General features: G+C 64.9%; 5 protein-coding genes. 1 reads left to right on the top strand and 4 read right to left on the bottom strand.

Annotated features, from left to right (window positions below; genetic code table 11):
• Positions 1-30: 30 nt before the first annotated feature.
• From ACJ8HH_RS07875 to fes, 3 genes are read right to left on the bottom strand one after another with little or no spacing between them, the layout of a single operon-like run.
• Positions 31-8,541, bottom strand: a complete 8,511-nt coding sequence (locus ACJ8HH_RS07875) for a non-ribosomal peptide synthetase (RefSeq protein ID WP_060451578.1) — start codon at positions 8,539-8,541, stop codon at positions 31-33.
• Between the two features lie 51 nt (positions 8,542-8,592).
• Positions 8,593-8,817, bottom strand: a complete 225-nt coding sequence (locus ACJ8HH_RS07880) for an MbtH family protein (RefSeq protein ID WP_033638494.1) — start codon at positions 8,815-8,817, stop codon at positions 8,593-8,595.
• 30 nt (positions 8,818-8,847) lie between these two features.
• A complete protein-coding gene (gene fes / locus ACJ8HH_RS07885; protein WP_228060271.1) occupies positions 8,848-10,155 on the bottom strand; it encodes an enterochelin esterase in 1,308 nt (435 codons plus the stop codon).
• Between the two features lie 200 nt (positions 10,156-10,355).
• Between fes and ACJ8HH_RS07890 the strand changes: the two genes are divergently transcribed.
• Entirely contained in the window at positions 10,356-12,545 is a 2,190-nt protein-coding gene (locus tag ACJ8HH_RS07890; RefSeq protein WP_060437850.1) for a TonB-dependent siderophore receptor, read from the top strand.
• Positions 12,546-12,595: 50 nt separating this feature from the next.
• Here ACJ8HH_RS07890 and ACJ8HH_RS07895 read toward each other — a convergent pair whose 3' ends face one another.
• Positions 12,596-13,216 (bottom strand): helix-turn-helix transcriptional regulator, encoded by a 621-nt coding sequence (locus tag ACJ8HH_RS07895; protein WP_033648347.1) that lies wholly within the window; start codon positions 13,214-13,216, stop codon positions 12,596-12,598.
• Positions 13,217-13,605: the final 389 nt, after the last annotated feature.

Consider the following 13,605-nt stretch of genomic DNA (forward strand, 5'->3'; position numbering starts at 1 on the left):
CCGGGACGCACGCCCCCCGGCCCGGTTGCGTTATACCAGCCCGTATTGCCGCGTCAGCAACGAATGCAACAGCGGCCCGAGCGTCTCCAGCGAAGCCGGCGACAGAATGTCCGCGTGTTCGCAGCGCTGGTGATGGCAGATCAGTCCATCCAGATACGGCGCCCACACGGCGTCGATGTCCATCTCCGGCGGCAGCGTCTGGTCGGCGACAAACAGCGTCGCCGTGCCGTGGAAACGCCGGCTGCGCGCCTGAGACAGAATGCGCACCGCGTCGCGGTAGTTGGCGACGATGCTGTCGAACATTGCCGCCTTCTCCGCCATCAGCGCCGGATCGCCATGATCTTCCGCCATAAACTCGGCCTGCTCCTGCGCCACCTCTTTCTGCGCGTCCTCCTCGCTGGGGCCGGTCCAATCCTGGCCTTCCGGCGGATAGGTATCCAGCATGCCGAGGAACGCCACCTCTTCGCCCTGCTGCTGCAGGCGCGCGGCCATCGAGTGCGCCAGCGTGCCGCCGAGCGAATAGCCCAGCAGGTAGTAAGGCCCCTGCGGCTGCAGGCGGCGCAGATTGGCGAGATGACGATCGACCATCTGCTCGATATCCTCGCAGGTGGCGATGGCGCCGTCCGGTCTTGGCGACTGCAGGCCGATGATGGGGTAACTGCCCGGCAGATAACGGCTCAGCCCCGAGTACTGCCAGGCGAAACCGGAAGCCGGATGCAGGCAGAACAGCGCCGGGCCTTGGCCGGCCCGCAGCTGCAGGCATTCGCCGACGCCGCGGCTCTCGGCCGAGTTGGCCGCCTGCGCGTCATCGAGCAGGTGCGCCATCTTCTCCAGGCTGCGGGCGAACATGATCTGCCCGACGCTCAATGGCCGAGGCACGCGGCGACGCAGCTCCGCCGCCAGACGCATCGCCAGCAGCGAATGGCCGCCCAGCGCGAAGAAGTCGTCGTCGGCATACACCGTCTCGCGCCCCAACAGTTCCCCGAACAGCGCCGCCAGCAGGCGTTCGCTGTCGCTCTGTGGCATGCGGCCACTTTGGTGGCTCAGCTGCGGCCGCGGCAACGCCTTGCGATCCAGCTTGCCGCTGGCGCTGAGCGGGAAGCTGTCGGTCATGACATAGCAGACCGGCATCATGTGCGCCGGCAAACGCTGCTCCAGCGCCTGATGCAGCACGGCGGTATCCAGCGTCACGCCCGGTTGGGCGATCAGCCAGGCGACCAGCTGGCGCATATCGGCACCGCCAAGCCCCGTCGCGCCCTCGCCCAGCTCGATGGCGTGCACCGCCGCTTGCGCTACCCCCGGCTGCGCCAGCAGCGCCTGCTCGATTTCCCCCAGCTCGATGCGCTGGCCGCGGATCTTCAGCTGATCGTCGCTGCGCCCTAAATACTCGACGCTGCCGTCTTCCAGCCAGCGGGCGATATCGCCGGTGCGATACATGCGCGCGCCGTTGCCGGCGGGATCGGCGACAAACCGCTGTGCCGTCAGCCCCGGCCGATGCAGATAGCCATCGGCCAGCTGAATGCCGCGCAGGTAAAGATCGCCGGCGCAGCCGACGGGCACCGGCCGCAGCATCGCGTCGAGAATGCTCAACTGGGTGTTCCAGACCGGTTTGCCGATCGGCACGCCGGCGCCGCTCACCGCCGCCAATGCCGCGCCGGACGCCGGTTGGTAGGTGACATCGACCGCCGCCTCCGTCGGGCCATACAGGTTGTGCAGCGGCGCGGTAACCAACGCCTGATAGCGGGAAGCCAGTTCACACGACAGCGCCTCACCGCTGCAGAACACGCGTTTCAGGCTGGCGGCGGCGCGCTGTGGCGCCCGCTCGTTCAGCGCCTCCACCCAGATAGCCAACATGGACGGAACGAAATGCAGCGTGGTCACGCCATAGTCGTCGATCAACGTCGTCAGCGCCTGCGGATCGCGATGCGCCTCCGGCGGCGCCATCACCAGGCGCGCGCCGACCATCAGCGGCCAGAAGAATTCCCAGACGGAAACGTCGAAGCTGCACGGGGTTTTCTGCAATACCACGTCCTGCGCATCGAGCGCATACTCGTGCTGCATCCAGAACAGGCGGTTGACGATCGCCCGGTGGTTCACCACCACGCCTTTCGGCCGCCCGGTAGAGCCGGAGGTATACAGCACGTAGGCGGGATAATCGCCGTTCCCCGCCGGCAGGCGCGCAGGCGGTTCGCGCCCGCTGTCGTCCAGCGCATCGAACAGCAGCGTCGGCGCCAGCGCGGCAAAGCGGGCATCCAACGCGCTCTCGGTGATAATCAGCCGCGGCTTGGCGTCCTCCACCATGTAGGCCAGCCGCTCGTCCGGGTAGCCGGTGTCCAGCGGCAGCCAGGCGGCGCCGGTCTGCACAATCGCCGTCAGCGCCAGGCTGAGGCGCACGGAGCGCGGCAACGCCACCGCGACGATATCCCCCGGCTGAATGCCGGCCGCCGTCAGCCGCTCGGCCAGCAGCGCGGCCTGGCGCTGCATGTCACGGTAGCTGAGGCTGTGCCCGGCATCCTGCAGCGCGATGCGTTCCGGCGTGCGCCGCGCTTGATCGGCGATCGCCTGATGCAAGGTGGTGTCCGCCACCGCCTGCCCGGTGCGGTTGACCGCCGCGATCAGCGTCTGCTCCTGCGGCGTTTGCAACTGCCAGCGCGGCAGCGGCAAATCCGGTTGGGCGATCCACTGTTGCAACAGCGCCATCAGCCGCGCGGCGAAGCGCTCAGGCTGCGGCACCGAGGCGCGGTACTCCATCAGCAGACGCAGACGCTCGCCCGGCAGCACCAGCAGCGTCAGCGGATAGTGGGTATAGCCTTTGTTGCGGATGGCGTCGCAGCGCAGCGACCCTGCGCCGCCCAGCAGAGCGTCGTTGTCCGGGTAGTTCTCCACCACCAACAGCGTATCGAACAGCGTGCCCGCCCCGGCCAGGTGCTGAATTTCCCCCAACCCCAAATCGTCGTGCTCCAGCAGTTCAATCTGCCGGTGCTGCAGCTCGGTCAGCTGTTCCGTCAGCGAACGATCGTGCTGCAGACGCACCCGCACCGGCAGCGTGTTGCTGAACAGGCCAACGTGTTCCTCGACCCCTTCTATCTGGCCAAAGCGGCCGGAAACCGGCGAGCCGAACACCACGTCCTGCTGGCCGCAACAGCTGGCCAACTGCAATGCCCAAATGCCCTGCATCACGGTATTGAGCGTCAAACCGCGTTCGCGACACAGGGTCAGCAAGCGCCTTTCCTCGGCTGGCGGCAGCGTCATTTCCAGCTCGTGCACGCGATCGTCCTGCGCCTCACCGAACAGCAACGTCGGCCGCACGTCCTGCAGCGTCTGGCGCCAGAGGCGGCGCGAAGCTTCGGCATCCCGCGCGGTCAGGCGGCGCACGATATCGGCATAGTTCGAACGCAGCGGCGGCAACGCCTGCTCGCCTTCACGCAGGGCCAGCATCAGATCGTTGAGCACCACCGGCGTCGACCAGCCGTCGACGATCAGGTGATGCGCGTTAAGGAACAGCGTGTAGCGTTCGCTATCCCCATGTTTGACCAACAATGCATGCAGCATCGCGCCCGGCTGGTTGAACAGATCGCGCTGCAGTTCCTGCTGCTCCAGCCGGTGCAGTGCCTGCACCTCCTGTTCTTCGGCCAGCGGCGGCAGCGCGTGGCTTTCCAGCGGCCAATGGCTTTCCTGCGGGATCAGCTGCAACGGCTCGCCCTCGCGGTTGAATCGGGCGGCCAGCTGCGGATGGCGGCGGATCACCGCATTCAGCGCCTGCCGAAGTTGATGCGCGTCCAGTTCGCCGCAGAGGCTCAGGCGCGTCAGCGAGTTGTAGCTGCCGCCCTGCTGCGCCGTCTGCGCATGGAACAGCAGGCCGTGTTGCAGCGGCAACAGCGGCAGCGCCGCGGCTAACGGCCCGCACTCCCGCTCCCAGGCGCGCACCGCTTCATCATCGACGCCCGGCTGGGCGATTTCGGCCGCCACCAACGTCGCCGCCGCGCGTTCGGGATGCCGTTCGGCAAACTCGCACAGTGAACGCACGGCGTGCTCGATGCCGCTGTGCAGCTGCGCAATGTCGCTCTCGCTGAACATTGCCTCCAGCCAGCTCCAGTTAATCGCCAGGCAGGCGCCGTCGCGCCGCTCCTCGACAAAGATATTCACTTCCAGCCCGTAAGACGGCGCCTGCTGCGCATCCTGCGCCACGGCGAAGGCGTCGCGGAAGCGGGTCTGGCTGCGCTGCGGCGTCCAGTGCGCCTCATCCTGGCTGAAACGCCCAAGGTAGTTGAATAAAATCTCCGGGGCGTTGCGCTGCGCCAGCGCCGCCAGATCGTCACGCTGCGGATGCAGATAACGCAGCTGGCCATAGCCGACGCCGCGATCGGCCACCGCGCGCGTCGCCCGTTTCACCGCGCGCACTGCCTCATTATGCTCGGCGTCATGCAGTTCGATGCGCAGCGGGTACTCCGCCGTCAGCCAGCCGACGGTGCGGGCCAGATCGAGGCCGTCATCCAGTTCGGCGCGGCCGTGCGACTCCAGAGAGAAACGCAGCGAAGCAGCCTGGAAACGGCGGCGGCAGGCCTGAGCCAGCGCGCACAGCATGATCTCTTCAACCTGGGCGCGATAGTTCTGCGGCAATGTGCCGAGCAGCGCGGCGGTCAGCCGGCTGTCGAGCAGCGTGCGCCGTTCGCTCACCGAGGCGATGCGATCGGTCTGCGGTTCCAGCGCGCGCCGCCCCAAACGCGGCACGCCGTCCGCCAGCATCTGCCGCCAGAACGGCAGCTCGGCTTCGCGGCGTTCGACGTCGGCCCGTAAACGCGCGGACCATTCATAGAGCGAGGTTTCCTCCGGCGGCAGCGTGATCGGCTGCCCCTGCATGGCGCTGTCGGCCACTTGCCGCAGCTCGTCGAGCAGAATGCGCCAGGAAACGCCGTCAACCACCAGGTGGTGGATCGCCAGCACCAGCCCCAGGCTCTGCTCGTCACGCTGCAACAGGATCGCCTGCATCATGGCGCCGGCCGCCGGATCGAGCTGCTCGAGTGCGGCATCAAACGCCTGTTCCGCCGCTAGCTCCAGTTCGCCGGATACGGCCTGAACCTGCATGAACTCAGCGGTAGTGGCTTCCTCGACCACCAACTGGCCGTCGCGGATCCTGGCGCTCAGCGCCGGGTGCGCCGCGCGCAGCTGTGCCAACGCATAACGCAGCTGTTCCGGTTGCAGCTCGGCGGGCACGCGCAGGAAAACGCCGTGCGCGAAGCGGCGATGCATATCGCCCGTCTCGGCGAACCAGTGCAGGATCGGCAGCCCGTCGATCGGGCCTTGCCGCACGCTGCGTGCGGTCTGAGAGCCAACGGCCAGCGGCTGCATCGCCTGCGCCATGCGCGCGGGGGTGTGCAGCGCGAAGATCTCGCGCGGCCGCAGCAGATAGCCTTTGCGCCGCAGGGCGGTGCCCAGCCCCATCGCCGAGATGCTGTCGCCGCCGAGCGCGAAGAAATCGTCGTCTGCGCCGACGCGCTCCATTCCCAACAGTTGGGCCATCGCGCGGCAAATCAGCCTTTCCTGCTCGGTGGCCGGTTCGCGAATGCTTTGCGCCAGCGTTTCCTGCGGTTTGGGCAGCGCCTGGCGGTCAATCTTGCCGTTGACGTTCAGCGGCAGCTCCGGCATTACCACCAGGATCGCCGGCACCATATAATCCGGCAGACGCTGCGCCAGCTGCCCCAGCAGCTCGTTTTGCAGCGCCGGCGAGGCGCGACGCGCGTCATCCTGCACCGAGCAATAGCCGATCAGGCGATAGGTGGCGCCGATCGGTTCGGCGATCACCACCGCCCGCCCCACGTCCGGCAAGGCGGCCAAGGCGCTTTCCACCTCACCCAGCTCGACGCGGAAGCCGCGCACCTTGATTTGGTGATCGGTCCGGCCAATGAATACCAGCTGGCCCTCCGCGCTCCAGCGCATCAGGTCGCCGCTGCGGTACATCACCTCGCCTTCGGCGAACGGGTTGGCGACAAAGCGCGCCGCCGTCAGATCCGGGCGGCGCAGGTAACCGCGCGCGATGCCCTTGCCGGAAATGTACAGCTCACCCGCCGCGCCGATCGGCACCGGCTGCAGGCGGCTGTCGAGCAACCAGACTGAGGTATTGGCGAGGGGACGGCCGATCACCGGCTGGTCTGCGGCCGTCACCGGCGCGCCGAGGGTATCGACGGTGTATTCGGACGGGCCGTAATAGTTGTGGATCTCCACCTCCGGATGCTGCTGCATCAGGTTCCACAGCGTCGGCGTCGCCGCCTCGCCGCCGATCATCACGAACGACGGCAGCGGGAACTGCCCTTTCAGCAGACCGCAGTCCACCAGTTGCGAGAAGAACGACGGCGTGATGTCCAGCAGATCGATCGGCGTCTGCTGGGTCTGTTCCAGCAGCGCCCAGGGGTCGCGGCGCAGCTCCTCATCGAAGATAACCAGTTCGCTGCCCATCATCATGCAGAACAGCGGTTCCCAGGAGGAGTCGAAAGAGAACGAGGCGGTATGGCCGGCGCGCAAGCGGCGCGCGTGGCGGGCCTCGAATTTTTCGATCGCCGGGCCGAACAGAGAAGCCTGGTGCGACAGGAACAGGTTCAGCAGCCCGCGGTGCGTGGACATCACGCCCTTGGGTTTGCCGGTCGAACCGGAGGTGTAAATCATGTAGGCGAGATGCGCCTCGTTCAGCGGCACACGCCGTTCGTCGTCCGTTATCGGCGTGGCCGCGGCGGCCGCGCAGCGCGCCAGGCACGGGGCGTCGTCCAGGCACAATACCTGCGGCAGATCCGGCATGTTGGCCCGCGTGTCACTGTGGGTCAGCAACATCACCGGCCGCGCGTCGTCGCACATCAGCGCCAAACGTTCACGCGGATAGTCCAGATCGAGCGGCATATAGGCCGCGCCGCTGGCCAGCACGCCGAACAGCGCGACCAGCGTGTCCACCGAGCGTGGAATGCCGATGGCGACCACGTCTTCGGCGCCGATGCCGCTTTCGATCAGCACTCGCCCCAGCTGCATCACCCGTTCGGAGAGCTGCCGGTAGCTGAGGCGCACGTCGCCGCAGGACACCGCCAACGCCTCGGGCTGACGCTCAACCTGGCGCTGGAACGCATCCATGATCGAAACCATGCCCGCCGGCGGCGTCAGCTCAGCGCCGCGCCCCCAGGCCGCGAGTTGTCTGAGTTCCCCCTCGCCGATCAACGCCAGTTGACCGTTCGGCTGGTGCGGCTGCCGCGCCAACTGCTGCAGCCAATGGCCGATGCGCTCCGCGTGGTGCTGCAAGGTGCGCGGCGAGTATTTGGCCTGGTTGGCGACCAAAGTCAGCGTCAATACGCCGCTTCGAAAACCGATCTCGAACTCCAGGTCGTCGACCGGCCCCATCGCCAGCGTATGGGTGGTGGCCGCCTGACCGTCGAACGACAAGGCGCTGTGGTAGACCTTGACGTTGACCACCGGCCCGTACAGTTCCTGATGGCCGCCGACCAGGCCGAGATCGCGCTTGATCTGCTCCGCCTCATAGCGTTGATGGCGGCGCGCCTGCTTGATCTGCGCCACGGTGGCCAGGCAGACATCCGCCAGCGACATCTCCGGCGTCACGTTCAGCAGCAGCGGCAGCACGTTGACCACCGGGCCGACCGCCGCCAGCGCCTGCGATCCCATCCGGCGCATGAAAGGAAAACCGACTGAGAAGCGGGTTTCGCCGCTCATGCGCGCCAGATACAGCGCCAGCGCCGCCGTGACGATATCGGCCGGCTGCAGCGACTGCAGCGCGCCATCGCGCAGCGCTTCGTCAAACAGCGATTCAGGCAGCACCAGCGCCTGTTTGAGCGGCCGGGCGCCCGCTTCAACCTCCCGACTCTCCGTCGATAATGACAGCGGCGACGGCAAATCGCGCAAATGCTGGCGCCAGAATTCGGCCGCCCGCTCACGTGCGGGCGAGGTTTGCCATTGCTGAAACTCTTCCACCACCTTGCCGAACGGGGTAAACGGCGAGGCCGCCGGCGCCAGCCCGTGGCGCAGCGCGCGATAAATATCGGCGATCCGACGGGTGATGGCTTCGAAGCTGAAACCGTCCAGGGTCAAATGATGAAAGCGCTGATACCAGAACCAGCGATCGGCGCTGACGCGGATCACCGCATGGCGATAGAGCGGCCGCTCGCCGTCCGCCGGCAGATCCTGCGCCAGATCGTCGTTCATCAGCGCCAGCGCCGCCTGTTCGGCGTCCGGCCGCGCGCTGAAATCGAACCACTCCGGCGCCTGCACGCGCGCAGGATCGGCGTTCAGCGGCAAACGCTGCACCGGCTGGCCGTCCTGCGCCTCAAAGAACTGCGCCTGAACCGTATCCGCTTCGGCCAGCCCCTGACGGATCGCGCGCTCCAGCGCCGAGCGGTCGATAGCGCCGTGCAGTTCGGTGTAGTGCGCCACCGCGAAGCCGTTGCGCCGCAGCGCGATTTGGTCGGCGATCCAGATCCCCGGTTGCGCCGCAACCAGCGGATAATCCCGATACTCGACCTGAGTATCCGGCAAAGAAAGCGTTTCTGACATGGTGTCTGTCCTTTTCCTCAAACGGAATGTATCGATGTGGCTGTCTGGCGCTTAACGCGCCGCATCCGCCGCTTTCAAGGCCGCCGGCCGCATGTCCTGCCAGTGCGTTTCGATGTAGTCGATGCATTCGCCGCGCGACGCCGGCCCCATCAGCACGCGCCACCCTTGCGGCGCGTCGGCAAACTGCGGCCACAGCGAATACTGCTGCTGCGCGTTGACCAAAACGGTGAAACGGAGGCTTTCGTCATCGAACGGGTTTTGTTGTTCCTGAGTCATTTTCATTACCTGTCTGTCAAAATGTGTGGGTTATTCCATCCCGGAAAGCAGCTGGCGTACGCCGTCCACCAGGCCGCCGCGCCAGCAGAGCGCGTCATGTCCGCCGGAAAACACGCGGTAGTCGGCGCGGTGCCCCGCCGCCGTCAGCGCCTCGTGCATCTGGCGATTGACGAATTCGATATCCGCCTCCCGATCGCCGGCCTGTTGGATCACGTTGAGCGCTGGCGCCGCCGCGTCGCGTTGCCGAACCTGGCGTATCAGCCAGCCTTCCTCCAGTTCGTGGCGTTTTTCGAACTGGGTAACGAATTGCACCGTAGGCCACCAGAAGGAGCCGGACTGGCTCAGCACGTGGCCGAAGCGCGCCGGCCAATGCAGGCCGGCATATAACGCCGCCAGCCCGCCGTAGCTCTGGCCAGCGACGACGGTGCGCGCCCCTTCCTCGCTGAACGCTTCGCGCTTCTGCGCCTGCGGCAGCAGCTCTTCGATGATTGCCTGCCAGAAGGCGGCGTTGCAGGGCAGCTCGTTTTCCCGGTGTTCGCCGTCGATCGCATCGATCAGCAGCCAGCATGCGGGCGGCAGCCGCCCTGTTGCGGTTTCGTTCTCGATCACCGGCAGCAGCGCGTGCCTTTCGATCCAGTTTTGGCCGTCGAGCAATAACACCAGCGGGCGATTCGCTTTCACCGCCGCGTCGCCGCTGGCATACAGCCAGACGCGCCGCTGCGTGCCGAGCCGTTCGCTGTGCCACTGAAAACGCTGTAGCCGCGCCTCGTCCAGCGGCCGATCGGCGGCCTGCCAGGCGCTTTGGTCGTCAGCATCCGGCCCCTGGGCCAGGGAAACCGGGCGCGGGCGATGCGAAGGCCCCAGCGAGAGGCGATTCAACGGATCGGCGATCGCCAGTGGAAACAGCGAAATCCACCAGGCGCGCTGCTGGCGATCGCGCAGCGTTTCGTCGTCGCTGAAGACGGGAGGAAGATCCCGGTCTGTGACGGGGATCAGGCTGTAGCTGCCGCGCCAGCGGCGATCGATAACGGCCGCGCCGTACCAAACGTCGGTGTCGGGCAGCCTGGTCAGGCTGCTGGGGGACGTGCTGTGGTGATCGGTTATGCCGTTGATATCGGCATAAACGCGGCGAATCGGCGAGCGCCGTTCATCGCCGGCAGGATCGCGCCATAGCCAGGTCATTTTGACGTGGCGGTCATCGTGCGGCTCGACGATGGGCGTGCCGTGAGAGGCCACCTTCTGCCACCACTCGGGCTGCCCCGCCGCCTCTTCACGCAGCCACTGCGCCGCCAATCCCTCATGACCGTTGTCTGGCCTCTTTTCCGGCAAAAACTCCATAGCGCCCCTTACATAACATGAGTGATTTTTACAAAACCTGACAATCGTATTGATACTCATTATCGTTTTCAATACTATTTGTCGGATTTTTACCGTCGTGCGCACACGGCGTTTCCGTATCGACGGGTAAAGACCGCTCGCCGATATTTCGGGGTTTATCAGGGTTGCATGACACACAACGCAGGTATGCAGGAGAGAGAATGAAGATTAAAAACAAAGGGATAGACAATTCGAATGCGGAGGCGACGGCCGCCAAGCGGTTGTTGCTGGGCTCGGCGCTGGCCTTACTGCCCTTCGCGCCACACGCGTCCGCCGCGGCGGATGAGACGATTTTGGTGACCGCCGACGCGCAAAACAGCGTGACCGCGCCGGTCAAAGGGATCGTCGCCAAAGAGAGCGCCGCCGGCACCAAGACCGCCGCCGCTCTGCGCAAAACGCCGCAGTCCATCTCGGTGGTCACGCGCGAGCAAATGAACGACCAGGAACCGGCGTCGGTCGCCGACGCGCTGAACTACACCAGCGGAGTGATCACCACCTACCGCGGCAACTCCAACCGCAATGACGAAGTGATCAGCCGCGGCTTCCGCTATGCGCCCAAGCTGCTCGACGGCCTGCACTTTGGCCTCTCGAGCCAAAACGGCGGCGCCGGGCAGATCGATCCCTGGCTGCTGGAGCGCGTGGAGATGGTGCACGGCCCGGCCGGCGTGCTGTACGGCCAGGTCAGCCCCGGCGGCGTGGTGGTGATGACCAGCAAGCGCCCTACCGCCCAGAGCATTCACGAAGTCAAATTCAGCACCGGCAACCGCCATCTGGCGGAAACGGCGTTCGATTTCGGCGGCAAGCTCAACGACGACAATACCCTGTTCTACCGCCTGAACGGTATCGCCAGAACCGAGCATGAGTTCGTCAAAGACAGCAAGCAGCAACGGGTGGCCATCGCGCCGGCCTTCACCTGGCTGCCGAACGAAGACACCAGCTTTACGCTGCTGACCAGCTACCAGAACGATCCGAAAGCCGGGTCGCGCAACTTCCTGCCGCGCGCCGGCACGCTGTTCCCGACCAGCGCGGGCTATGTGCCCTACGACTTCAACGTCAGCGAACCCAGCTTCAACAAGTCGCGGCGCGAGCAGGCGTCGATCGGCTACAGCCTCGAGCATAACTTCAGCGATGCGCTGTCGTTTACCCAGAACCTGCGCTTCACCCACCGCGATGAAGACTATAAATATCTGGTTTATAACGTAAACTCTGACGTCAATGACCACACCGTCACCCGCATGGCGCAGCATGAAACGCAGATGACCAACGAGTTTGGCGTGGATAACCAGCTGAAGGGGCTGTTCGACACCGGCGAGGTGAAGCACACGGTGCTGGGCGGGTTGGATTACCGCTACAGCCATATCGATTCGAAGATGTATCGCGATCGCGGCAACGACTACCCGATCGACTGGGCCAACCCGGTTCGCCCCAGTATCGATGGCAGCACGCTGGCGTTGGCTTCCAGCGATTTGAAGACGCTGAATCAGGTCGGGGTGTATCTGCAGGACCAGCTGGAGTGGAATAACTGGAACCTGCTGCTGTCCGGCCGTCAGGACTGGTCGCAGGTCAACACCCGCGATCGCACCAGCGGCGGCAAGGAGCAGACCTACAACGACGCCCAGTTCACCGGCCGTGCGGGCCTGCTTTACGCCTTCGACAACGGCATTTCGCCGTATGTCAGCTACAGCACCTCGTTCGATCCTAACCTGTACCCGAGTGCGCCGGGCGCCGATCCGCTCAAGCCAACCACCGGCAAACAAACCGAGGTGGGCGTGAAGTACCAGATCCCGGGCGGCAACACCCTGCTGACCCTTTCCTGGTTCGACATTACCCAGCGCAATGTGGCGTCTTACAACCGTCTCACCTCCGCCTACGAGCAGATCGGCGAGGTGAAATCCAAAGGGATTGAGGCGGAAGTACATGCCCAGCCGACGCCGGAGATCAAGCTGACCGCCGCCTATACCTACACCGACGTGGTGACCAAAGACTCCAACTCGGCGGACGAAATCGGCCACAGCCCGGCGGGCATCCCGCGTCACGCGGCTTCCGCCTGGGGCAGCTACAGCTTCCTGAGCGGCGCGCTGAACGGCCTGACCGTCGGCAGCGGCGTACGTTACATCGGCGATGCGCCGGCCGACGCCATCGGTCAGTACGATGTGCCGCACTACACGCTGTACGACGCCATGGTGAAATATGACCTTGGCCAGGCCTCGTCGGCGCTGCGCGGTGCGGCTCTCCAGCTCAACGTGCAGAACCTGACGGACAAGAAATACGTTTCATCCTGCAGCGGCGAGTACGCCTGTTTCTATGGCAGCGGCCGCAGCATCATCGCTTCGGTCAACTACCGCTGGTAACGAAAATGGGCGGCCAGCGCCGCCCATTTCTTCCACCTTTCCCGCCGCCTTTACTCCTGCTTCAATTCTCGCAAGTGCTTGTACACCGTGGCGCGCCCCATCGACAGCACGTTGGCGATGTAGTCCGCGGCGCTTTTGGCCTTGAACGCCCCCTGATGATAGAGATCGCTGACCAGCCGCCGTTTCTGTTCGCGGCTCAGCGCGCCGAGCGCGGCGTTTTCGCGCCGCAGCCAGTCGTGCAGGAAGGTGTTGATCTTCTCCTGCCAGTCATCTTTGAACAGCTGTTGCGGCTGTGGCTGCAGCCGCGTGACTGACAGGAACATGTCCAGCGCATTGCGGGCGTCCTCGAACATTGCGGTGCTCAGGTTGATGCACAGCAGATAGCTGGGCTTGCCCTGCTCGTCGCGCGCGGCGATGCTCACCGAACGCATCTTTTTGCCGTCCCAGTTCAGCTTCTCATAGGGGCCGGTCACGCCGGCGCCGCCATCGAGCTCGAAGTCCTCCAGCCCGGCGTCATCGCCCGGTTTGCGCTTCGACAGGTTGTTGGCCAGATAGGCAATCTTGTTGGTGGCCAGATCGTGGATCACCACTTCCGCATTCGGGAAAAACAGCGCCGCGATGCCGTCGGCGACCGAGCGCAAAAGTTCGAGTTGAGAAGAAGAGTTCGGCACGCTGGGGGGTCTCCGTATAGCCCGGTTTGGTTTGCGGTTCAGCCGCTTAGCATACCGCAGTTGCCGCCGCTTGCCGAGTGGATGGCGTTGGCGTCTCCTTCACCGACGGCTGCGTCGCAAGCGCCTTTATTGTCCTTGCCGGGGATCGGTCACCCGTTCGTTTCAGGTGAACACGCTTTTCAGCCCGCTCTTCTGCCGCAACACATTAAAACAGCCTCGAATCATGCTCCTCTTTGCCAGGTAAAACACGGCGGCAGACGGCGTTTTAACAGGATTTTAACGCTGCCGAGGGGAAACGCCATTGTCAACATGGCTGTTAAATAAAATGAAACTTTTTGATCACATTCAAGCTTCTGAAAAATAGATAAAAAGGGTTTTTATGCGCTTTA

Source organism: Serratia sp. CY32780 (genome assembly GCF_052169135.1).
Lineage (GTDB): Bacteria > Pseudomonadota > Gammaproteobacteria > Enterobacterales > Enterobacteriaceae > Serratia > Serratia sarumanii.

Bases quoted from the DNA above. Each gene is read 5' to 3' on its own strand.
- ACJ8HH_RS07890 (WP_060437850.1), top strand. From the start codon at position 10,356: ATGAAGATTAAAAACAAAGGGATAGACAATTCGAATGCGGAGGCGACG.
- ACJ8HH_RS07875 (WP_060451578.1), bottom strand. From the start codon at position 8,541: ATGTCAGAAACGCTTTCTTTGCCGGATACTCAGGTCGAGTATCGGGAT.
- fes (WP_228060271.1), bottom strand. From the start codon at position 10,155: ATGGAGTTTTTGCCGGAAAAGAGGCCAGACAACGGTCATGAGGGATTG.
- ACJ8HH_RS07880 (WP_033638494.1), bottom strand. From the start codon at position 8,817: ATGACTCAGGAACAACAAAACCCGTTCGATGACGAAAGCCTCCGTTTC.